20 protein-coding genes are annotated in these 22,925 nt (G+C 46.6%); all 20 read right to left on the reverse strand.

Annotated elements, in window-relative coordinates:
- Window positions 1–7: 7 nt before the first annotated feature.
- Window positions 8–1,924, reverse strand: coding sequence for a sigma 54-interacting transcriptional regulator (locus H569_RS0105960; RefSeq protein ID WP_027364252.1), 1,917 nt, complete (start codon window positions 1,922–1,924; stop codon window positions 8–10).
- Window positions 1,925–2,058: 134 nt separating this feature from the next.
- Window positions 2,059–3,354, reverse strand: a complete 1,296-nt coding sequence (locus H569_RS0105965; RefSeq protein WP_027364253.1) for a DUF362 domain-containing protein — start codon at window positions 3,352–3,354, stop codon at window positions 2,059–2,061.
- 156 nt (window positions 3,355–3,510) lie between these two features.
- Window positions 3,511–4,881 (reverse strand): hypothetical protein, encoded by a 1,371-nt coding sequence (locus H569_RS0105970; RefSeq protein ID WP_027364254.1) that lies wholly within the window; start codon window positions 4,879–4,881, stop codon window positions 3,511–3,513.
- Window positions 4,882–5,111: 230 nt separating this feature from the next.
- Complete coding sequence (folK, locus tag H569_RS0105975) at window positions 5,112–5,603, reverse strand: 2-amino-4-hydroxy-6-hydroxymethyldihydropteridine diphosphokinase (RefSeq protein ID WP_027364255.1); 492 nt, start codon at window positions 5,601–5,603, stop codon at window positions 5,112–5,114.
- A complete protein-coding gene (gene folB, locus H569_RS0105980) occupies window positions 5,597–5,977 on the reverse strand; it encodes a dihydroneopterin aldolase (protein WP_207637526.1) in 381 nt (126 codons plus the stop codon). Before folB ends, folK begins: the two co-directional genes overlap by 7 nt.
- 14 nt (window positions 5,978–5,991) lie before the next feature.
- The gene (folP, locus tag H569_RS0105985) at window positions 5,992–7,185 is read right to left on the reverse strand and encodes a dihydropteroate synthase (protein ID WP_027364257.1); all 1,194 of its coding nucleotides are present in this window, start codon (window positions 7,183–7,185) and stop codon (window positions 5,992–5,994) included.
- 23 nt (window positions 7,186–7,208) lie between these two features.
- Entirely contained in the window at window positions 7,209–7,694 is a 486-nt protein-coding gene (locus H569_RS0105990) for an HD domain-containing protein (RefSeq protein WP_238492479.1), read from the reverse strand.
- 202 nt (window positions 7,695–7,896) lie between these two features.
- Window positions 7,897–8,424 carry a gamma carbonic anhydrase family protein gene (locus H569_RS0105995; protein ID WP_027364259.1) on the reverse strand — a complete coding sequence of 176 codons (528 nt, stop codon included), beginning with the start codon at window positions 8,422–8,424 and terminating at the stop codon, window positions 7,897–7,899.
- 45 nt (window positions 8,425–8,469) lie between these two features.
- On the reverse strand, window positions 8,470–9,081 hold the full coding sequence (locus H569_RS0106000) for a nitroreductase family protein (RefSeq protein WP_027364260.1): 612 nt from the start codon (window positions 9,079–9,081) through the stop codon (window positions 8,470–8,472).
- 16 nt (window positions 9,082–9,097) lie between these two features.
- Window positions 9,098–11,014 (reverse strand): sigma-54-dependent Fis family transcriptional regulator, encoded by a 1,917-nt coding sequence (locus tag H569_RS0106005; protein WP_027364261.1) that lies wholly within the window; start codon window positions 11,012–11,014, stop codon window positions 9,098–9,100.
- Between the two features lie 344 nt (window positions 11,015–11,358).
- Window positions 11,359–11,832 (reverse strand): DUF134 domain-containing protein, encoded by a 474-nt coding sequence (locus H569_RS0106010; protein ID WP_027364262.1) that lies wholly within the window; start codon window positions 11,830–11,832, stop codon window positions 11,359–11,361.
- A gap of 156 nt (window positions 11,833–11,988) precedes the next feature.
- Window positions 11,989–13,749: a formate--tetrahydrofolate ligase gene (locus H569_RS0106015; RefSeq protein WP_027364263.1), complete on the reverse strand. Its 1,761-nt coding sequence runs from the start codon at window positions 13,747–13,749 to the stop codon at window positions 11,989–11,991.
- Window positions 13,750–13,974: 225 nt separating this feature from the next.
- Window positions 13,975–14,373 carry a thioesterase family protein gene (locus tag H569_RS0106020; RefSeq protein WP_027364264.1) on the reverse strand — a complete coding sequence of 133 codons (399 nt, stop codon included), beginning with the start codon at window positions 14,371–14,373 and terminating at the stop codon, window positions 13,975–13,977.
- Between the two features lie 220 nt (window positions 14,374–14,593).
- The gene (ndk, locus tag H569_RS0106030) at window positions 14,594–15,043 is read right to left on the reverse strand and encodes a nucleoside-diphosphate kinase (protein ID WP_027364265.1); all 450 of its coding nucleotides are present in this window, start codon (window positions 15,041–15,043) and stop codon (window positions 14,594–14,596) included.
- A gap of 12 nt (window positions 15,044–15,055) precedes the next feature.
- Entirely contained in the window at window positions 15,056–16,882 is a 1,827-nt protein-coding gene (gene ftsH / locus H569_RS0106035; RefSeq protein WP_027364266.1) for an ATP-dependent zinc metalloprotease FtsH, read from the reverse strand.
- Between the two features lie 75 nt (window positions 16,883–16,957).
- The gene (gene tilS / locus H569_RS0106040) at window positions 16,958–18,379 is read right to left on the reverse strand and encodes a tRNA lysidine(34) synthetase TilS (RefSeq protein WP_027364267.1); all 1,422 of its coding nucleotides are present in this window, start codon (window positions 18,377–18,379) and stop codon (window positions 16,958–16,960) included.
- A gap of 130 nt (window positions 18,380–18,509) precedes the next feature.
- The gene (spoIIE, locus tag H569_RS19380; protein WP_157833471.1) at window positions 18,510–20,954 is read right to left on the reverse strand and encodes a stage II sporulation protein E; all 2,445 of its coding nucleotides are present in this window, start codon (window positions 20,952–20,954) and stop codon (window positions 18,510–18,512) included.
- Between the two features lie 104 nt (window positions 20,955–21,058).
- The gene (locus H569_RS0106050; RefSeq protein WP_027364268.1) at window positions 21,059–21,928 is read right to left on the reverse strand and encodes a Ppx/GppA phosphatase family protein; all 870 of its coding nucleotides are present in this window, start codon (window positions 21,926–21,928) and stop codon (window positions 21,059–21,061) included.
- 139 nt (window positions 21,929–22,067) lie between these two features.
- Window positions 22,068–22,445 (reverse strand): S1 RNA-binding domain-containing protein, encoded by a 378-nt coding sequence (locus H569_RS0106055; RefSeq protein ID WP_027364269.1) that lies wholly within the window; start codon window positions 22,443–22,445, stop codon window positions 22,068–22,070.
- A gap of 74 nt (window positions 22,446–22,519) precedes the next feature.
- Window positions 22,520–22,921, reverse strand: a complete 402-nt coding sequence (locus H569_RS19385) for an FtsB family cell division protein (RefSeq protein WP_238492480.1) — start codon at window positions 22,919–22,921, stop codon at window positions 22,520–22,522.
- Window positions 22,922–22,925: the final 4 nt, after the last annotated feature.

Raw genomic sequence — 22,925 nt, forward strand, 5'->3', positions numbered from 1 at the left:
CGGCCCATCAATATATAGCCTTATCCAAGGCTTTAACTTTGCGCCATAAAGTTGTCCTGCTGGCCCCGGTTAGTTCTGAAATTTCCTTGATGCTGGCCCCGGTAGAAAGAAGATATTCAATGACCTGCCTTTCCATATCTTCCAGCTTGCCTATTTTTAATGTTATTGAATTCTCATCACCGGTACGGACTTTAAAGGTTTTTCTAATCTTTTCATCAATAAGTTTATCAATTAAATTTTCGCAGCTTTGCTTGGGTTCAAACAAAAGAACATACTTGTGCATAACATTTTGCAATTCCCTGATATTACCGGGCCAGCTATACTTTTTTAATTTTTCCAAAGCTGGCTCCGATAAAAGAGGTACATGTTTTTTCTCTTCAAAAACAAAAACTTTTATAAAATGGTTGGCGAGCAGGTCGATATCTTCTTTCCGCACCCGCAGCGGTGGAATATCCAGGTTTAACACTTCCAGCCGGTGGTACAAATCGCTGCGGAAATTTCCTTGCGCCACTGCCTGGTAGAGTTCATAATTAGTGGCCGCCATAACTCTGACATCAACAGGTATGACCCTGTCGCTGCCAAGCCTCATAATTTCCCGTTCCTGCAAGACCCGCAGCAACCGGGCCTGCACCGGCAAAGTCATTTCCCCTATTTCATCTAAAAATATGGTGCCGCCGTGCGCCATTTCAAAAAGGCCGGTTTTACCACCTTTTTTAGCTCCGGTAAAGGCGCCTTCCTCATAACCGAAAAGCTCGCTCTCGAGCAAATTTTCCGGCAGCGCGGCACAATTTATGGCTACAAACGGGGCCTTGCGCCTGTCGCTGGCATTATGAATGCTTTGGGCAAACAACTCTTTGCCGGTCCCTGTTTCACCGCAAATCAGCACTGTGGCATTGGCGGCGGCAAATTTTTTGGCGCTTTTTATGGTGTCTTTCAGCACCGCGCTGTTTCCGATAATATCTTTAAAAGTATGTTTGGCGTACAAGCCCTTTTTAAACAACTGCCGCCGCAAATTTTGTTCCATCACCTGAATTCTATCGGCACTTTGAAAGAGTATCAGTAAATCTTTTTCCTTATCGTCGGCGGAAAGGGGCATACTGCTGACCCAAAATTGTTTTCTGCCTATTTCTTTAAACTCTTCTTCACCTTGCGTACCGTTAAATAAAGGACCCAAAATAGACGACCGGCGTAATTCCTCCACGTTCCGCCCGATAAAATGATTAACATCGGTTTCCAACAGGTTTTGCGCGGCAGGATTGATAAAAGATATCCTTTTTAATTCATCAACAATAAGAATGCCGTCATTACTGTTTTCCAGCACAGACCGGAACCGTTTTAAACGTGCCTGGTTCCGGCGGATACCATGTACCAATTCTATCGCTCTTCTCATCGAGCTGAAGATCGCTTCATAGCCTGACCGGACAAGAACGGCGTTGGCCCCCGAACGCTTGGCCATTTCGTAAATGCACAAGCCCGTGCTTACCATTACATCAGCATCGGACCTCAACATTTTAGCGGCCTGTTCTTCCATTTCATATATATCGCTGTAAGGGTAACACTCAACTTCAATTCCAAGAATTTTGGTTATAGTCTCAAAATCGGGACAAAACTCCTGGTTATGACCGAGAAAAGCTATTTTGTTCCCCATCATCTTGGCGGAATGAAGGGCCTGCAGGATGTCGAAAGATGTGATTTCTATTGATACCACAGGCACGGAAACCGCTTTTTTAATTTTTTTGCCGGTTACACCCCTGCTGATAATAACGTCTACTCCCTGGTGTTCAAATTGATAGGCCAAAGAGACGCCTTCTTCAAGGACACCTTCTTTTATTTGCAAATCCAGCTTCATTTCGCCGGCTATTTTTTTTATATAATCAGATAGCTCCGGGTAGGTAGATATTACGCCAATCTTTACGTCAGACATGAATTACCCCCCTTTTCAAAAAAATCAGATCACTTAATTAGTTTATCATAAAATTCTTAATGTTTCACCTTGAAACACAGATTAAAAAAAGACGCTCTCAGTTACTACACTGATAGCGTCAAACTATAAAATTTTTACATTATAAACATATCCATATCAAAACCGTCTTCTTTTTTATAGCGATTAAAAATATAGCGGCGATAATTGATGTATTGGTCATAATCACAATGAATGCCTTGTTCAGCAAGTAATTTTTGAAGCTGGCCCAAATCCGGAGGGCAACCCTTAACAGCAATAGCCTGCCTGATATTCGGATTATCCTTATTTTGAAGACAGGCGCATTTGCCAAAAAGTAATGTCTTTTCAAATCCGGGGCTGGCACTTTGCCTTTTCCCGGATAAAACCTCGATGCCCGGAAAAGGTTCTCCCTTAAAGGCAGAAGACAACAGAATCAGCAAAGGGTTATAAAGCTTGGAACATGATGTACAAAGAGAGCTGTCATACTTTCTAATGGCTATCCCTGTAATGCCTCGTTTTTTAAAGCCGGCCGGGCCGGAATCATCTTCCGCCCAAGGCCAATCATATTCGTACTTCTCCGCATGATCTTCTAATCGCTCACCGCGCAACTCGATATCGGACAGCCCAACAACACTGCGCCCACTGCGCCCGGCAAAAAATTTCAGGTATTCAACATCCGAGGCATTATAGCCCATCAAAGCCGCCCCAACCACGTCACAGGCCAGCATGTCCCGGGAAGCCACCAGCAAGTCCTTCCTATAAGCCTTGCCGGTAGCCCCCGGTCCTTTGGCCAGTGCATAAATGCCATCAATTACGGTAAGGGCAATGGGCAGCTTTTCCCCGATCAAAGGAAAGGCGTGTTCAAGGTCCAGCTCTTTGCCATGGCACTGCATTTTAGACTTGCGGCTGAGACATCCTTTTAGATTTTTAATTCCCAGGGAAACTTGGCACTGGTTATGGGTTTTGAGGACCGGCACATTAATAATTTTATCGGCTTGGAGAGCCCTTTTGGCAATAGCAAATTCAAAACCGCCAACATCAACCTTGTCAAAACCATCCTCATTGAAATCAACCAGTTCAACGCCAAATTCTTCGGCTAGTTTTTCATAGCCCAGTTCTTTAAAAATTTTCTTGGCAATAGAACCGCTAACCCCAAGGGTGGCTTCACCCACGGCAATATTACCAAAACCTTCTTCATGCAGAATTCTAACCAGCGCAAAAATTACCGCAGTAGTCGTGATTACCCCATAGGGCGGAAAAGGAAGCTCAAAGTCCCAGGCAACAATATTGGGCTTAATTAAAATGCTATCTCGTTGATTAAATTCCTTTAATCCATCACACAATTCAATTGCTTGTTTAACCGAAGTGTAAGCATCAGTATGCTTTACAATTGAAACCACCGGTGCCGTCATATTAATCTCCTTCCTGCATTAAGATGAATTAAATTTAGCTTTAACGCTGACAACTATTTCATTTTCCCAGTTTTAACCATAATCTTCGCAGACAATTATTTTTAATGAACCCTCCAATACACAATCCATAACCATCTGAATAACCTCCGCAACAGGTTAAATATTAATTATTTGCAGCAATGGGACAGCAGTAAGCAGCAAAATCATAATTAAACTAAACAGCCAATTTGAGCGGGCAACCTCAAAAGAAGACTGGCGCGTTAAACCGGACATGATCAAAGTTACCCCGGAAAACGGGGAAACAATTACACCCGCAGACCACCCGCCAATAATGACTAAAGATAAAAGATGGGGAGAGATACCCATCAGGGCCGGCTTTAACGAAGCACTGTAAGCCATAGCCGTTATCATTGGCGCAATTCCAACAATGGATAACATTACAATTGATGAAACAATAAAGAAACAAAGAAAATATAGATTCACTCCCAAGTAATCACGAAAAAGCAGTGCTACTTTATCACTATAATCTGAGGACAACATTGCTGCCGTCAAAAAGCCGGCCCCGATAAATATGGCCACTTCCGACGTAAACCTTGGCAGTGTATTCTCCAGGTAATCAAGGTAAGCCGGTAATATTGACTTTGCCCTGCGCAAAGAACATAACCACAAAACAGGAAAGACAAGTGCCAGAACAGGTACGGCATGAAGAACAGTAAGTGATGTTTTAGTTGCAATAAAAACAATTGAGCCTAAAAAAGCCAGGCAAAAGAAGAGCAGCTCAGCAATTTTCCGGCCGCTCGGCTGTTGATTAATTGACGGCTCATTACAATCCGGAGCGCTTTTATCCAACATCAGATAAACAAGCCATCCCACCGTTAGGGTTAAAATGGTAAAGATAATACCCACCCTGGCAAACTCTGCCCAGGATACCCGCAGATAATGGGTAACCAGGGCGACAGAGATCATATTGGGCGACCAAAAGATGGAAGCGCTAAAACCCCTTAAAATTGCCGCCGGCACTTTCCGGAACTCTTTCGGCAGTTTTCCATGAATTATAATCTGGTAAACAACCGGTATTGCCCCCATGTTCATCAACGCGCCGAAAAAATGGCACAATAACGCAGGGACCCAATAAATCCGGTGCTTACTACTCATGTACTTATTTACCAAAGCATCCAAAACCTCGTAGTATCCGCCGTATTGTATAGGAAGGCCGAAAACGGGTACCAGAATCAACAGTGTAATCAGGTTGGCATTTTGGGATAGTGCATTGATCCAAAGGCCGTAGTCCGCGCCCGAGTCAATTAGAACTAAAGCTCCTGCGATTAACAAAATTAAAGTCAGGATACGCGCGTTTCCTTTGGCGAAAGGCAGGCATACCAATAGGCACAACACGCTTATTCCGCTTAAGATATAGTTTAAATAGCTATTATGCAGCACGGTATTGAGCAGGTAAACCATTGCCAATCCAGCAAAAACAATGGACCTGGTCCCGGTAATAAAGCCGCTATTGATAATTTCATTCACCTTTTTTCCGTCTATAATTTAGGAAAGGGGACACTCCTTCCCATACGCCATGCCTTGTGTTTACTTTGGCGAAGCAGCTATACAATATGACTCAAATATAATGAATATTGCAAAATAGTACCTGTTAAAGGTTCAACTTTATTAAAGGAATGTCCTTGAAACTGTTTCGTAATTGACTGATTAAGGTTTCAAAATGAAAGCAGTGCTAAAACCCGGCTAAAGCTTTATTCCTAAGCAATGGCGTATATATCCTGTTCACTGGACAACCGCCGCGCCAGCTCATCAACCCTCTCCCCGTTGACCAACAAATCAGGACATAGATCCGCCAGCGGCACCACCACAAAAGCGCGCTGGTGCATTCTGGGATGGGGAACTTCAAGGCCCGGCTCATGAATCGATTCATCACCGTAAAGCAATAAATCCAGGTCAATCGTGCGCGGGCCCCAGCGTATCAATCTGACTCGCCCAAGCCTGTTTTCAATGTCCTGCAAATTGTCCAGCAATGATCTCGGGGAAAGAGTCGTATATATTTCCGCCACGGTATTGATAAAATGATCCTGGTCAGTGTACCCCACCGGTGCGGTGCGGTATAAAGGAGCTGATGACACAACAGAAATACCCCTGGTATTAACCAGGAGCTTTAGAGCCTCCCTTATATTGGCCCGGGCATCACCCATGTTGGAGCCAAGCCCGATGAAACAACGAATTCCTTCCGTTAGCATGAGTTTTCCTCCACTGTTTCCCTTGACCGTTTAATTTCCACTCCCATAAAAGCAAAATGTCCCGGCACCGGTGCTCCCGGCTTTTTTACCCTTACCAACACTTCGCGCAATAAAAACCCGTCCAACAGCCGGCCGGCGATTCTTTCCGCCACCGTCTCAATCAGATTGCAGGGACGGCCTGTTACCACCCGCCGCACAACTTCATATACGTCAGCGTAACTAACGGTCATTTCAGGATCATCGCTCTCCCCGGCCGCCCGCAAATCCAAGCCAAGCTCAACATCAACCAGAAAAGTTTGTCCCAAATCTCTCTCCTGGGGAAGCACTCCATGATACCCGTAAAAAGCCATTTCTCTCATAATAATTTTGTCCATTATACCACCCCATTTCAGTGGCTGGCACGCCGCGCTATGGCATCGGTCATCCTGGCTACCCGAACCATTTCTTTTACATCATGGACCCTGACAATGTCAACTCCGGCCGCTATGCCCAGAGCAACAGTGGCCCCGGTTCCTTCAACCCGCTGATCCGGCGGTAAATCCAATGTTTTCCCGATCATCGACTTGCGTGAAGTTCCCAACAAAACCGGCAGTCCAAGGCAGTCCAATTCTTTAAGCCGTCGCATTACTTCTATGTTTTGTTCTACTGTTTTACCAAAGCCAATCCCCGGGTCAACAATAATGTTATTACGCTCAATCCCGGCTTTTAGTGCTATATCGATGCTTTCCCGGAAAAACCGGATCATATCGCCCATCAGATCTTTGTATTCCGTACCGTTTTGGTTATGCATCATAACCAGCGGCGCCCCGTGCTCAGCCACCACGGCGGCCATATTGGGATCCGCCCTGAGTGACCACTGGTCGTTGATAATATGGGCTCCCTCCTCCAAAGCAATGCGCGCAACTTCAGCCTTGGTAGTATCCACACTTATAGGTATCCCAACCTCTTGAACCAATGCTTTGATCACCGGAATAACCCGTCCCAATTCTTCTTCCAAGCTGATCGGAGTATGTCCCGGGCGGGTTGATTCACCGCCAAGATCAATTATATCGGCGCCTTCATCCTCCATACGCCGGGCCTGCATAACAGCGCTTTCAAGATTGTTAAACTTTCCACCATCTGAGAACGAATCAGGTGTTACATTAAGAATACCCATAACCAAGGTCCGTTCACCCAGCACAAGGTGTTTGCCGCGGCATTCGAGCACCCTGACTTTGCGTCCCCCGAGATTAGCCAGTGCCTCTTCCAGTTGTTCAGCAATTTTGGCCAGTCCGAAGGGCTGCAGGCGCAGCTTTTTAATCACCGCCCGGTATTGCTTTTCGGTACCGGTCAGCAAAACATCGGTCTTTTCTATGGAAGCATCCACACAACCCCTGGCCACAGCGGCGTCACCGCCCTTGCCCAGCATCTCTTGCTTTAGAATGTTGGCCTGCCGGGGAGTAAGGTCGTACACCTTAAATAAATAATGAAATGCCTTGGGAGCCATTACCCCGGCCCCGCCTCCGTCTACGCCGATTTTTTTGAATTCTTCCAAAATCCCGGCCTTGTTGATAATTACTACGTTATGTAAATTAAAAGACACCACTTGCCCCTCCTGATATTACTTTAATAAAGTAAATTTCCTGATGTTTCCATTCGGCCAATCTTGTAACACTCATTCCTGGCCTTACAATTATAACACGGGCGCGAGAGGTCATCGGCCCTGGCCATATAACGTCCAAGCGAGCTGGTTTTTTCTTCTGCTCCGGCGCGATGCTCGCGAATGGCGGTTAAAATCACTTCCTTTTCCCGGTCGTTAAATCCCGACCTGTCCAACACAGGGCCGGCCAAACGCGCCCCTGCCACGGCATGGTCCTCTCCCGTTTCATATTCCAGCCAGCGGGCCAAATCATGCAACAAACCGGCAGCATAAATAATTTCCCTGGTGAGCATGGCTGTGTCATGTCCCTTTTGGCAGGCATCTTCCAGCACCAGCATATAAGTAATCCGGGCTACGTCCAACATATGCTGCAGGTCATGCCGGCAAAATCGCCGTTCAACTTCCGCAACAGCATTGTGTTCCAGGCATTCCCTGTAATAATTGTCATTCATAAGTTTGCCCACCCGGTGCAATCTATCACCTTCTGACAAAACAGCTGTATTTTTTTGATCATAACACAAAATCCCGATCAGGAACAAGCTGTCAAGCATTTTCCGGGTAGACCACCATGCCGAAAAGCGACACCAAGGAATATCAAAAACCCCGGAATACACCGGGGTTTTCTTTAAGAATATTTCAGTTGATTTACAATATCTACTCTTCTACTTTTCCTATCCCCTGTTTTAGATAGTTTTCGGCCAACGCCACATACGCATTGGCACTTTGTTCAACCCACCAGAGGGAATTACCCGAAAGTTCTTTTTTGGGTTTTGCGGGGGTCCCGGCAGCAAGGTGCCGGTCGGGAATCTGCGTGCCGTCGGTTACCACACTGCCCGCGGCAATCATAGCTTGTTCCCCTACCACTGCATTATCCAGTATAACCGCATTCATACCGATGATGCAGCCTTTTTTTAATGTGCAATTGTGAAGCACCGCACCGTGCGCAACAGTTACTCCTTCCTCAATGATGGTCTGCCCGCCAGGCAGCATATGCACCACTACATTGTCTTGAATACTGCTCCTCGGCCCAACTACGATTTTGCCGAAGTCAGCCCTTAGTTGAGCTCCAAACCAGATACTGGCCCCCTCTTCCACCGTAACATCACCAATTAAGGTCGCATTTGGCGCGACAAATGCTTTTTCGGAAACCTTTGGTTTTTTTCCGTTTAATTCAATCAGCATTTTACCTACCCCCTGTGTAAACAAGCTTGTTAAAAATGTTAACTATTAGACCCTTTTGAGCAAAATATCTTCAAGCTTAAACCTGGGCCTTTGAGGCGGAGCCTGGTCAGGATAGCCTACCGGAATTAATGCCACGACAACTAAGTTGTCGCCAAGCTCCAGCAGCTTTTTCACCTCTTTTTGATTAAACATCATAACCCAGCAAGTGCCTAAACCAAGGTCGGCTGCCCTTAGAACGATATGTTCCGCGGCAATTGCGACATTTAAGCTAACGTAAGCTCTGGCGGCATTGCGGTCCATTTCACGTTTGTTTAAATAATCTTCCATGTTTAGTTTTTCAAAAACAGTTTCTGCAAAAGCTCCTGCTTCTCTAAGTTCAGCTATTCTTTTAGGTCTTGTTTCCACAGCATCCAGGTCAGCGCAGCATACTATTGTAACTGGTGCCTGTTCAATAAAATTAATTCCCATGGTGCATTGGCTTAATTTTTTCCTCATTTCAGCGCTCTCCACCACAACAAACCTCCAAGGTTGGATGTTGGTGCCCGACGGAGCCAATCTAGCCGCTTCCAGCAATTCCTCAATACAACCTGCCGTCAGAGGGTCGGTTTTATATTTACGTATACTTCTTCGCTGCTCAATGGCTTGTTTAAGCTCCAATAGATTCTCCCCCTTCCTAGGCCCGGTGGGCCTCTGCTTTTTTTAACTTTTTCCATAACGTCGTACGGCTTAAACCCAATATTTTGGCTAACTCACCCTTACCGCCTTCAACTATATCCGCAGCCTGCTCAATAACCTGGCGCTCCATATCTTCCATACTGCTCAGTTTAACCATCAGAACCTGGCCGCTGTCACAGGGAAAAGATTCGCCATGCCGGTTTTGCTTCATTTTTTTCAGCAGTTTTCTAAAAGTTGTCACGCCTTTCTCGTCATCTTCGCCCAGTGCCACATACCGTTCAACAAAGCCCTCCAATTCCCGAACGTTGCCAGGCCAAAGATAGGTTTTTAAATCCTCCAGCACCAGCTCATTGTAATAATCATTCCCTGTCAACCTCCGGTAAAAGTGTTTAAACATCAGAGGCACGTCTTCCAAACGCATACGCAACGGCGGGATATGAAGATGAAGAACATTTAAACGGTAGAAAAGGTCAATCCGAAATTCCCCCTTTTCTACAGCCTCCTGAAGGTTACGATTGGTAGCGCTGATAACCCTGACATCAACGGGTATAACCCTCGTCCCTCCAACAGGCAAAACTTCTTTCTGCTGCAAAACCCGAAGCAACCTGGCCTGTAGAGAAGGGCTAAGATCGCCAATTTCGTCCAGGAATATGGTACCACCGTTGGATATGGCAAACAGCCCCTGCTTACCGCCCTTCCTGGCTCCGGTAAACGCCCCGTCTTCATAACCAAAGAGTTCACTTTCTAATAAACTTTCCGGCAAGGCAGCACAGTTTATTGCCACAAACGGGCCATTTCTCCTCGCGCTTTCGTTGTGAATACTTTGGGCGAAAAGTTCTTTTCCCGTGCCGCTTTCCCCGGTTATAAGCACGGCAGCATCAGAACGAGTGTATTTGCGAGCTTCTTTTACCGTCTCTTCAATCATCGCGCTTCGCCCTAAAATATCACTAAAACGAAATTGAGCCACAAGCCCCTGGCGATTAATCTCTTTTTTAATCGTAGTATCAATTTTTTTAATTTTTTCATCTACCTGGAAAATTACTACCAACCCGGATTGATTCCCTAAAGTAATAGGAACACGGTTTACCACCAAAGAAAGGCCGTAGATAGATAACACTTTCCCACTGGCAGCCCCACCGTCACCTATCAATTCCCTGCACAAACCGTTAAATTTAATTACTCGGCTCAATGGTTGCCCCAGAACTTTTTCTGCAGAAAGACCAATTATCCTTTCAGCCACCGGATTGTATATTACCACTTTGCCCAGTTCATCAATACCTAAAATACCATCGTAAGCATTATCTAAAATAGCCTGAAGAGACCGGCAAAGTTTAGCATTTCTTCGCCTTACCCGGCTAATTTGCACCGCCTTTTCCAGCGCATCCCTGATAAATAAAGGGTCATCCTGCACCAGAAATGCCGGCAGCCCGGCTACCCGCGCGCTTTCAATCGCAGTCAAGGCTGATGCAACAACTGCGTCAACTTGTCCCCGCATTTTAGTAAGCGCTTCAACAAGCTGCTCCCGCTCCCGGTAGCGCATTAGCTGCACATCCATTCCCAACATCGAAGCAAACCCTGAAATATCCTCCCGATACGAAAGGTACTCGTACTCAGCCATTACCACTTTGCGCCCTACACTTTTGGCTTTATTTAAAGCAGCCAGCACATCATAACCGGAAACTCTGACAGGCACAACCGGCAGCTTAGTTTTGCCCCGTAATAATGCTGCTATTGTAGATCCAGTGACTACCGCCTCAACGGCCATACCATTTTCCCATTTTTTTAGGACTTTTTCCATGTTTATGCCATCATATTTATTGATTATTAAGTTAATCCCAAGTTCACAGGCTAAATCATAGGCCGCTTTGCTGAAATTATCATTAGGTGACATTACTCCCACTTTAGGCAGTGCCACTAAAACCACCTCTAATATAATTAATAATAGTAACCACAAAAATTCACTTTATGTATCCAATAACTATTAATAACTAATTGATTATTATGCATTAATTATGAACCATTATATGACACTGTGACAACTGAATACCGGCTGGCCGGTTTGTCATCTATAATATATTATATTTTAAAAATTCTGTCAATACACGCGTAGGATGGTACAAATAAACCTTCGATGTTTAAGCAAAAAAGGGGCAGCGGGGACCACCGGCCCTCAAACCACAATTTTTCAGGATAGTAGCTTTGACACATTATTTTCTTAAACAAAAATAAATGGAGAGGATTTACCCCTCCAATAACTACTTATTCATTAACCTTATTTCTTTGTCTTTCCTGCCAGCGGCAGCCGAATGCCTCACCTTTTGAATTGATTCTGTATACTTCATCACTCTTGCAATCCGGACAGATCATTTCCGTCCCCCTGCCTCCCATGCCACAGGGCACCTGCCATTGCTTATTGCAGCTAAAGCACTTGAAGTTGCGAACAGCAACCTCAAAATTTCCGCCCTCAACCCGAATGGCCTTGCCGTTTACTAAAGCCTCAGCCACCTTTGAGCGCGCCGAAGAAAGAATGCGGTGGTAGGTGGGGCGTGATACTCCCATTTTTTCAGCACAGCCTTCCTGTTCCAGCCCCAAAAGGTCTTTCAGCCGTATTGCTTCAAGTTCTTCTACGGTCAGCTGGACTTCTTCCAAATCGGTCAGCGGAACTCCAGCAGGTTTAAAAAAAGTCAATTCGGGCATAAATTCAACCCTGCGACATTTTGGTGGTCGAGACATTATTAAGCACTCCAATCTGATCAAAAAAATTAAGTCAACCCGAATTTATATACTTCTATTATCACCAATTTTTCTCCTGCCCATATTTAAAAATATTGTTGATTAAAAGTAAAAAGGGACTCCCTTTTAGGAAGTCCCCTTAATTTTGGATTGTTTTTAGAACAGACCTTGAACTTTACCGGTTTCGGTATCTACATCAATTCTCCGGTAGGCCGGGTCGGAGCTGGTACCTGGCATCAGGCTGATGGTACCGGCCATCGGGCAAAGGAACTTGGCTCCTGCATAGATCAAGACGTCACGGATGGGCAGAGTCCAACCCTTGGGCACACCTTTGAGGGTGGGGTCATGGGACAGGCTCAGGTGAGTCTTGACCATCATTGTAGCAAAATCTTTATAGGCAGGATTCTCTTCAAACATTTTAGCCTTGGCTTCGGCTTCCGGAGTCCAGCTTACGCCGTCAGCGCCGTAAACTTCTTTGGCGATAATTTCCACACGCTGGCGCAGAGGCATTTCCAACGGATAGAGGAATTTGAAGTTGACTTCATCGTTACAGGCGTCGATAACGGCGTCGGCCAGTTCCAGAGCGCCGTCGCCGCCTTTGAGCCAGTGCTCGGACAGGGCGCAGCGGGCGCCGGCTGCTTCAGCAGCCCTGCGGACAGCGAGAATTTCTTCCTTGGTATCGGTGTGGAAAGCGTTAATGCAGACAACCGGGTTGATGCCGGCTTTCCGGATAGTATTGATGTGGTGCACCAGGTTTTCGCAACCCTTTTCAACCAACCCGACGTTCTCCTTGACATACTCTTCGGGCAGAGGACGGCCTGCGACAACTTTCGGGCCGCCGCCGTGCATCTTGAGGGCCCTGATAGTGGCTGTAAGCACGGATACGTTGGGAATATGGCCGCTGAAACGGCATTTTACGTTCCAGAACTTTTCAAATCCAATGTCAGCGGCGAATCCGCTCTCAGTGATGTGGTAGTCGAACATCTTCAGGCCGATACGGTCGGCAATGATGGAGGACTGGCCAATGGCAATGTTGGCAAACGGACCGGCATGTACAAGCACAGGCTGGTATTCGGCAGTGCTCATCAGGGTCGGGTTGATGGCATTGCGCATGAAAGCGGTCATGGCACCGGCTACTTCCAGGTCCTCGGTAGTTACAGGATTGCCCTTCTTATCGTAAGCAACAATAATTCTGCCAATGCGCTCGCGCAGGTCTTTTAAGTCGGTGGCAACGGCAAGAATGGCCATAATTTCGGAACTAACGGCAATACCGAATTTGGATTGCATCATATATCCATCCATTTTGCCGCCAATACCGATAATAATGTTACGCAGTGCCTGGGCACAGAAGTCAATGATCCAGCCAAACTGAACATTGGTGGGATCGATATCCAGGCGCTTTAAATTACGCTTGGCTAATTCGGCATCATCATAGTTTCTTTCGTGCTGCATCCTGGCGGTAAGCGCCACCATGCCCAGGTTATGCGCATTCATAATGTCATTCAGGTCGCCGGTGAGACCCAGTGAAAATTCAGTCATGGGGATGGCCAGCGCGTTGCCGCCGCCGGCAGCTGTACCTTTGATATTCATGGTGGGTCCGCCGGAGGGCTGGCGAATCGCAGCGCCTACGTTTACACCCCTCTTGCCAAGTCCTTCCGTCAAGCCCATGGTAGTGGTGGTTTTACCTTCGCCCAGCGGAGTTGGGGTAATAGCGGTTACTTCGATAAATTTACCGTCGGGCTTGTCTTTAAGGCGATCGGCAATTTTCATGAAGTCAAGTTTACAGATCCTGCCCATTGGAATAATTTCGTCTTTTTGTAAACCTAGTTTTTCAGCCCATTCATAGGGCAGGGGCATATTCTTCTCCGCCAGTTCGGCAATTTCAAAATCCTTAAGTTTAGTTGCATCGTATGCCATTAATTATTTCCTCTCCTCTCGCTAATAGTTCTTGATAATTTTAATCTTTAACCCCCTACTTAACCCCCCTTATGGCATTTTTGGTTTTTTATTTGCACAAAAGAAATAATCTGCCTTAGACCTAATACTTATTTATTGTTTTTGGAAATTATTTATTTCATACACAATACATTAATAAATAACTATAGTATATTTCTACCGGGCCAAAACATTCCCTTCATATTTTCATAATCTTTCCTTAACTTTCATTAAAAATTTTTCAGTGGAAACTATAAACCGTTCATGCCGGCCCCGGCCTACCAAACCTTTACCGTCAAATGCTTCAACTTTAAATACCAACCGGCGCCCGTCAATCTCCAAAAGTTCGGAGCGGGCTTCAACAAAGCCACCAATGGGAGTGGCAGCCACATGCTCCACATCCACTTTAATACCAACCGTTGAGTGCCCTTCAGGCAGCAACTGGTCGACAGAACTGAGCGCGGCTTTTTCCATCAAACCAATCATGGCCGGAGTGGCGAACACATTAATGCTGCCGCTGCCATACGTAATGGCGGTATTTTTTTCATTAACTTCTTCTCTGGCCGCACCTCTTAACCCGGTTTCAATTTTGGCGGTTAAGGACATAGCTATCCCTCACCTCATTATTTCTTTGAAAGGAATAAATTCTACATGTAGAGAACATTTCCTGCAAATCCAAAACATAATTTGCTGCGCAATAAAAAAAGCGCTCTAAATCAGTTCCCTTAATGCGCGCTTTTTTATACTTAAATCCTCAGCTCTTGCCATAAATATGGCCAGATATAATTTCCTGATAAGTGAAACAAAAAGCGGCCCTGCCGCTTTTTTACTCATAAATCCAGTTATCTGTATCTCTTTTATATTCAATTATTTCTTCAGGAGCAAAAAATATGTTTATCTCTCTGTTTGCACTCTCTACCGAATCGGATCCGTGGATTACATTTCTGCCGATATCCATGCCAAAAGTTCCGCGTATCGTACCCGGCACTGCTTTAAGCGGGTTTGTAGCCCCCATCATGTCCCGGGCCGTACTTACCGCATCCTTACCTTCCAAAACCATTGCCACGACCGGCCCGGAGGTTATATATTCCACCAGAGGTTCAAAAAATGGCTTACCTTTATGTTCTCCATAATGGCGTTCGGCCAGTTCTCGCGAGATTTGCAGCATTTTCAGCGCGACAATTTTTAATCCTTTTTTTTCAAAACGGGAGATTATTTCTCCCACCAGATTTCTTTGTACGCCGTCAGGCTTAACCATTACGTAAGTGCGTTCCAATTTGCTTCCTCCTTATGCTTTGTTAGCTTCAACGCCGGCTTCCCGCATAAGTGCTCCAAACTCTTCCGATTCCAGCGTTTCCTTCTCCATTAAATTGCGTGCAATTAAATGGAGTACTTCCATATGCTTATTCAACAAGTCTTTAGCCCGGTTGTAATTTTTTTCGATCATATGCCGGACTTCCCTGTCAATTGCTGCAGCAACTTCTTCACCATAGTTGCGGTCACGGGCTATATCGCGTCCCAAAAATACTGTTTCCTGCTTGCGTCCCAGCGTCATGGGACCCAGTTCATCACTCATCCCGTATTCCATAATCATTTTGCGCACCAGTTCAGTGGAGCGTTCCAAATCGTTTTGTGCTCCGGTACTAATTTCCTTTAAAACCAGGGCCTCAGCCACACGACCGCCCAGCAGCATGGTAACCTGATCAAACAATTGGGATCTGGTCATGTAATAACGGTCTTCCTTGGGCAATAACAGGGTATAGCCTCCCGCCCTGCCCCGCGGAATAATTGAAACCTTGTGCACCGGATCGGTATGTGGCAGCAGGTAGCCTACCACGGCATGCCCGGCCTCATGATAGGAAACCAACCTTTTCTCCTGTTCGCTGATGACTCTGGATTTCTTCTCCGGGCCCGCAATAACGCGCTCTATTGAATCCTCCAGTTCACTTTGGCCAATTTCTTTTTTATTGCGGCGGGCCGCCAGCAGCGCAGCTTCATTCATCAGGTTGGCCAGGTCGGCCCCGGTAAATCCGGGGGTTCGCCGGGCCAAAACATCTATATTCACTTCCGCCGCAAGCGGTTTGCCCCGGGCGTGAACTTTTAAGATTTCCTTGCGGCCGTTGACATCCGGTATATCAACCACCACTTCGCGGTCAAAGCGCCCCGGTCTGAGCAATGCCGGGTCCAGTATATCCGGACGGTTGGTGGCGGCAATAATGATAATGCCTTCGTTGGCCTCAAATCCATCCATTTCCACCAGCAACTGGTTCAGGGTCTGCTCACGCTCATCATGGCCACCGCCCAAACCGGCCCCGCGCTGGCGGCCGACGGCATCGATTTCGTCGATAAAAACTATACAGGGGGCGTTTTTCTTGGCCTGTTCAAAAAGATCGCGCACCCGGGAGGCCCCCACACCTACAAACATTTCCACGAAATCAGAACCACTGATGCTGAAAAACGGAACCCCGGCCTCCCCGGCCACGGCCCGGGCCAGCAAGGTCTTGCCCGTTCCGGGTGAACCAAACAGCAAAACTCCTTTGGGGATGCGAGCGCCAAGCTCGTTGAACTTTTTTGGGTTTTTAAGGAACTCTACAATTTCTTCCAGTTCCTCCTTAACTTCATCAGCTCCGGCCACATCGGCAAAAGTAACTTTTTTCTTGTCGTCGGTATGCAGCCTGGCCCTGCTCTTACCGAAAGACATCACCCTGTTACCCCCACCCTGGGTTTGCTGCATCAGGAAGAAAAACAACAGCACAAAAATTAAAATTGGCAGCAGAGTGGTTAAAAGACCGGTCCACCAACCCGGCTGGGGCAAAGGAAGCACATTATAGCTTATCTTTTTTTCAAGCAAAATGTTCCCTAACTCCTCGATGCCCGGGGTTATGGTCCTTGCCTTGAACTGTGTTCCATCCACCCGCTGTCCCGTGATCAGAACGGTCCCATCTTCAGGCTGCAGTGTTACCTGTTTTATCTTGCCCTGGTTCAAGGCTGCGTAAAATTCGTCATATCGCCATTCTTGAACTGTTGTGTTAGGGTGGGAGGTATACTTGATCAGGGCAATGGTAACCAGGACGATCAATAGATAAATACTAAGGTTCTTCATGACCTTGTTCAAACACGGCCACTCCTCTCAAATCCCAGGCAATTTTATCAAAAAAACATAATTGTTTCAATTAAAAAAGCCCGTTTTTTAGCTTATACAAGAATTTTTTCCGTAATTATTTATATATAATCGTAAAACAGTAATTGTTTCACCGGTAACTTTCCATTTCTCACCCGGGCGCTGCCCGGCAACCCAAACGATATCTGAGCCGGATACAACGAGCGGGATATAATCTCTGATTTTTAAAGGTATCTTATTATCAATGAAAAATTTTTTAAGTTTAATTGTTCCGTCAAGTCCCAGCGGCATAAACCTGTCCCCGTTTAGCCTCCTCCTTACCACCAGGGGCATGGACAGTTTATCGTAATCCAATATGGCTTCCCAGGGCTCGGCGCCCGAAAGATACGCCACCTCTTCCCTGGCAAGAAGCTGAGCCCCAATAGACATCCCAACTTCCGGTATGGGAGTTATACCCGGAATATTGATACGGTACTGGTAAAAGGGTACCGCCTCCTTGTCGTGGTTCAAGGTGAGTTCTACCAGATTGTAGTTTATTACACACGTCACACCCCTGGGAAATGCAATTTGCCGGTAACCCCCTCCATCTTTTATTATTTCCAAAACCTTATTAATATGCTTATATTCCAAGTCATCCCTGTCACCGCAAAGCTCAAACCAGGCCAGTCGTATTACCCTGCTTCTCAGTGCGGGCGGGATCGCGAGCAGCCGGTCCCTTTCCAGCCTAACCGTGCCGCCACCGGATTCCAACCTGGCCTGCCGGTAGGCTTTACCGGCCTGTTGATCCAAGTAGATGTCTTCTTCCCTGATAATTTCTCCCAGCCGGTTGATAGCTTGAATTAAATTGGGGTTATAATTACTTTCAAGCAAAGGAACCAACTCCAACCGGAGTTTGTTGCGAAAATATTTTGTTTTATCATTGCTGGCATCATGCCTGTAGGCCAGTCCGTGCTGCTGGCAATATGACTCGATTTCCTTTCTCCTGATGGTGAGCAAAGGCCTGATAAAAAAATTATCTCTGACAGGCAACATCCCCCTGAGGCCTCTCGTCCCCGTACCCCGGATAAAATGCAACAGGATTGTTTCGGTTTGGTCATCAGCATGATGTCCCAGCGCCACTCTGGCCGCCCCCGTTTTGGCAGCCACTTCACTTAAAAAATTATACCTTACTTCACGGGCCGCAACTTGGTCCGATACGCCCCGGGCATTCTTATAGGCAGGAACATCGCGGGATTCAACATAAGCTTCCAGGTGCAGGCGTTCCGCCAGCTCCGAAACAAACCTCGCATCAGCGTCTGCTTCTTCACCTCTGAACCGGTGATTCAGATGTGCCACAACCAATCTTATTTTTAACTCATCTTTCAACCTGTATAAGATATGTAATAATGAAACTGAATCTGCCCCGCCTGAAACTCCTACTACAATTGTTTCTCCTGCGGTGACCATTGCATGTTCTTTTATTTTTTCAGCCACCAGCTGGACCAGAGGCATTTTATCACCCACATTTTTATTGTTTTAATTTTCAACACCGGAGAAAAAATTTCCTTCTATTATAAAAAATTTCACAAGTAAAATATATAAAGGCCCGCTTAAGCGAGCCCGGGTTGTCCCTTTCTTTTTATTATTTGACCTTTTCCGCCCGTACCACAAGCACAGTCATGTCGTCCGCCGCCCGGTTCCCTGCGCCGGCGCTGCTAATCGCCAGCCGTAAAATTAATTCCGCCACCTCCTGGGGAGGGAGTTCAATGATTTCCCCCAGCACCGCACTAATCCAGTCATCTTTCTCACTTTCCCCCGGGCGCACATCCGCAACCCCGTCCGTCACCATAACCAGCATATCGCCTGCAGCTATATTCATCGTTACGGAAAAAACATTTATATCGTCAACAACACCTACCGGAAGGGAATTCGCTTTAATGACCTCAACCTGGCTGCGATGAACAAAAAAACTTGGAGAAGCACCAATTTTGATCACCTCGGCGTTTTTGGTGTAAAGATCTACTATAAGCAAGTCAGCGGTGGTAAAATTGTCCTCGGGCAGACGGCACATCATTACGGAATTCAATATTCTTACTGCCAGATCTTGGTTAAAGCCAGATTTCAGCAACTGCTGCAGCAGGGCCAAGGTAGCTCTGCTTTCAGCCGCCGCACCCGGACCTGACCCCATTCCGTCACTCATCATAATAGCAATTTTGCCGTCTCCCAATTGGATGAACTCATATGCATCTCCGGAAATTGCATTACCCTTTTTAGGCGCACCGGCCACACCCAAACCCAACCTGAGTTTTAAGTCCGGGTAATATCTGACCGTACAAAAATCTTCCCTTTTATAACGCGTACAGTCATTGATGGCCGGGGCTAAATTTAGGCCTGTCAGATCGCTTAAAATAGGAGCAACATCATAAATACATCTTTTACCTCCGCCGCAGGCCGGCAAGACAATTTCAATTTCCATAGCCCCGACTCCCGGGAATATAGATAAAGAGGCAACGTTTAGGCCGGCCTGTTTTAACTCCTGCTTCATTTGTTCACCGCGACGCGCCCAATTTTGGTCTTCAAATTCCATATTTCTAGCAAGATTGTCAATTATCCCCTGCATGCCTCGCAACTGTTCCGATACCAATTTTCTGCTTTCACGCAAGCGGCTTTCCCAAAACTGGTTCATTTTTTGCATTCTGTACAGGCAATTCGCGGCAACAACCAGCTCTCCGGCACGTGAACAGCGGGTCCTCATATTTTCTTCCAATTCGTCTTGTCCGGCTGTACCTTTTTGCTCAACTAAGTCCAATAACACCTGCATCTTTTGGTAAGTAAGTGTTTGTTCCCTTTCCCAACAGACCCGGTTTAAAACGCAGTTTGAGCAAACCATGTTTTTAATTTCGTTAATTAATGGAACCCATCCCCGGCCATCCTGCCCCTGTTCCAATGCACCGCCAACTTGCTCATAAACACTGGATATTTCTTTAAAAACAGACCCCCAATCGCTGACCCGTTCCTTCAAGCCCGTCAGCACGCCGTTCTCGGCAGCAGGTGAAGCTTCCACCCAAGGGTTGATCGTTGGAAAAAATTTTTTAATTTTATTAATTAATGAGCATGGGACCAACAAAAAGATTAAGGCTGCCGCCGAGCACTCTGAAATTACACCGGCTATATCCTGACCGCTGCTCAGGTAGACCGTAAGCAAAATGTTGCCCAATAAAAAACCACCTGCTACCCCTATTTTGCCCAGGCCACCGCAAAGCCCTCCCAAAAAACCGGCAAAGGCAAAGGCCCCCAGCGCCGCAGGCGAAACATCGAAGATCAACCCGGGCAACACACCCATAATGGCTCCGGCAGCGGCGCCAAATCCAGGGCCACCCAGGAAAGCCGCAGTCATTACCACGATTCCGGACAGGATACCGCCAAGGCTAACACCGTTACACTGCACCTGCCCTGCCCCGGCAACAGCGGATATTACCAGAGTTATAATACAAAATAATTCATCAACGGACACCTGGTTCCCCCGGGTAATCCGGTCAAACCCTGTTAGCGCAGTATAATAAGCTGAAGCAAAAAATGCGGCAAAAATGGCTTCAAACAGAACCCTGACATACGCATAAGCAGTTGGATCATCAAAAGCCGCATGGCCGGTTCCCGTAACCACCACCGACGCAAAAACTATGCCGCCCAGCATTATTCGGAATCTGGGGGCTTTTGACGGTAAAGCCAGGACACCCACACCAGCGGCCATCAGAGAAATGAAATGAATCAACAGATCCCAGCCGTGGGTTGCTGTTGCCAGTCCCAAGGTTGAACCCATCAGTGCCGCCCAGACAATTTTGTGCCTATAAGCAAAAGAAGCCGCCACAAAAGCAGCGCCAAACGGAAAGATCTCCCCCAACAAAACCGCCCTTCCAAGCAAAAAAGCCGATGCCAGTATACCTAAATTAACGGCCAGTTTTTTAAATTCGGGAATCGCCAAAAGCTTTAGGCGACTGCCCCTTTCGTACCGGTTATCATTAAAAGTGGCTCGTTCTTTGCTTTTTCGATTACGCTGAAACATGTTGACTTCGACTCTTTCAAACAAAAAATCCACCCCTTTGGCCCGCAATATTATTTCCATTATATTACAGGTGGGTGAAAATGTAATGTCTTATTTGGAATTTTATGCCATTTTTATTACGACATTTTTCAGCACCAACAACATAAGACCAGTCCGTACAAAATATCCGCCTCGCTTACCAACAGGTATTCCTTTTCCAGCCCGTGTAAAATTACGCTTAATATCAAAACTCCCGCCGGTATAATATCGGCCCGTTCAGGCTGCAACCCGGGCAACTGTTTCCTTTCTTCCACCGAAAGACGAATTAAATCACTATAAATCTGATCAACCATGTTCAAAGTTAATTTATAACCATGCACTTTTTCCCGGTTATAAACACGTAAGCCTAAAGCCATGGCAGCCAAAGTTGTCACCGTGCCGCCAACCCCGACCACATCCCCGGTGCAATCCCGCTTAACGGTCTCAATAGCTTTTCTCAGCACAGCTTCAACTTGTTCCTGACCACAACCCCACTCGGTCATCCGCACTGCACCGGCATTCATGCTAATGGATTGGGGCCGGCCGCTGCTTGCCCAGGTAAATTCTGTGCTGCCTCCCCCAATATCAACCACAGTTACTGCCTCATTGTATCCCGTTCCTGCCATAACTCCCTCGTAACTTAACCTGGCCTCCTCAGTACCCGACAACACCCTGGGCTTTATCCCTGTTGCTGATAATACCGCATTAATAAAATCCCTGCTGTTTTTAGCATCCCTTACCGCGCTGGTGGCGGCAATATTAATTTTTTTTGCACCATGCTCACATGAGCGGCGGACAAAGTCTTCAATGGCAGCAATTGTCCTGGAAACAGCCTCATCCGACAGCCGGCCTTCCATGATACCCTGTCCCAGTCTCGTTGTTCTCATGTCCGTAATAATGGGTACAACTTTGCCTCCTGTTATATCCGCAACCAGCAGCCGGGTAGAATTGCTTCCCACATCAATGGCTGCAGCTAACATAAGAAATCACCCCGCTATAGGAAAGGGGACACACCTCCTCTTTTGGGTCGGAGTAGGGGCGGACGACCCTGTCCGCCCGCAGGGGTCGGAGGTATGTCCCCAAAAGTATAAAAAGCATTCTTTATAAGAATGCTTCACATTAGCTTTTTCTCGCTGAACCCCGGCCACCCCGCTTCGATTCGGTGTTGCGCCGTAAACTCTGCAACCGTTCATCACTGTCCTTTAAAAAACGAGATAGCTTTTCCTCAAACGAAACTTCCGGCCTTGCAGGCTTTCGCCTTCGTTCAATTGTTTGCTTTATTGAAAGCCCGATCTTACCCTTGGGGTCAACAGATATAACTTTAACCTTAACCACATCATTAAGTTTTAAAAAGTCATTTATATCCTTGACGTATTCCTCGGCAATTTCGGAAATATGTACCAGACCCGTCTTCCCGTCAGGTAATTCAACAAAAGCCCCGAAGCTTGTTATGCCGGTGACTTTGCCTTCTATAATCTCTCCCAGCTGGACTGGCATATCGGAAATAGTTCCTCCCACATTGAAAGACCTTGATTAATTATATCAAAGCCACACCATGTGTCAAGCAGTGTTTAATCCCGAACACCGTGAACAGCATTTGAACCCTGGGCATTAGACCCACCGGGCTGCACAGGTACAATTCTAGCCTCACCTGGCTTAACCAGTCCCAGTTTCTCCCTGGCCACTTGCTCAACGTAAGCGTCTGATTGCAGACGTTCAAGCTGTTTTTGCAGCCCCTGATTCTTATCCCTCATTTCCGCAATTTCTTTCTGCATCGCGTCAAGGTCTCTCTGCATTGAATAAAGTTGGTCAAAACGCGTTACAAGAGAAAAAGAGATATACATTAAAAGCAACGCCACAATCAGCAATGGCAGTTTGCTGCTTCCGGGCCGGAAGACTCTGCGGCGCCGAATCCCTGGTTCATCTTTTATATTTACCACATTTTTAAGTCCTGGATTTGGCGAACCTGTCACGTTG

The organism is Desulfotruncus alcoholivorax DSM 16058 (genome assembly GCF_000430885.1).
Classification (GTDB): Bacteria; Bacillota; Desulfotomaculia; order Desulfotomaculales; family Desulfallaceae; genus Desulfotruncus; species Desulfotruncus alcoholivorax.

What these genes read in the sequence shown, in the direction of transcription:
- tilS (WP_027364267.1), bottom strand. Translation starts at nt 18,379, where the DNA reads ATGCCTCTGGTCCAGCTGGTGGCTGAAAAAATAAAAGAACATGCAATG.
- H569_RS0106020 (WP_027364264.1), bottom strand. Translation starts at nt 14,373, where the DNA reads ATGTCCTTAACCGCCAAAATTGAAACCGGGTTAAGAGGTGCGGCCAGA.
- H569_RS0106015 (WP_027364263.1), bottom strand. Translation starts at nt 13,749, where the DNA reads ATGGCATACGATGCAACTAAACTTAAGGATTTTGAAATTGCCGAACTG.
- H569_RS0106055 (WP_027364269.1), bottom strand. Translation starts at nt 22,445, where the DNA reads ATGCCAGTCCAGCTGGGAGAGATTATAGAAGGCAAAGTCACCGGCATA.
- H569_RS0105965 (WP_027364253.1), bottom strand. Translation starts at nt 3,354, where the DNA reads ATGACGGCACCGGTGGTTTCAATTGTAAAGCATACTGATGCTTACACT.
- H569_RS0105960 (WP_027364252.1), bottom strand. Translation starts at nt 1,924, where the DNA reads ATGTCTGACGTAAAGATTGGCGTAATATCTACCTACCCGGAGCTATCT.
- H569_RS0106050 (WP_027364268.1), bottom strand. Translation starts at nt 21,928, where the DNA reads ATGTTAGCTGCAGCCATTGATGTGGGAAGCAATTCTACCCGGCTGCTG.
- H569_RS0106010 (WP_027364262.1), bottom strand. Translation starts at nt 11,832, where the DNA reads ATGTCTCGACCACCAAAATGTCGCAGGGTTGAATTTATGCCCGAATTG.
- folB (WP_207637526.1), bottom strand. Translation starts at nt 5,977, where the DNA reads ATGGACAAAATTATTATGAGAGAAATGGCTTTTTACGGGTATCATGGA.
- H569_RS0105995 (WP_027364259.1), bottom strand. Translation starts at nt 8,424, where the DNA reads ATGCTGATTGAATTAAACGGAAAAAAACCAAAGGTTTCCGAAAAAGCA.
- folK (WP_027364255.1), bottom strand. Translation starts at nt 5,603, where the DNA reads ATGCTAACGGAAGGAATTCGTTGTTTCATCGGGCTTGGCTCCAACATG.
- H569_RS0105990 (WP_238492479.1), bottom strand. Translation starts at nt 7,694, where the DNA reads ATGAATGACAATTATTACAGGGAATGCCTGGAACACAATGCTGTTGCG.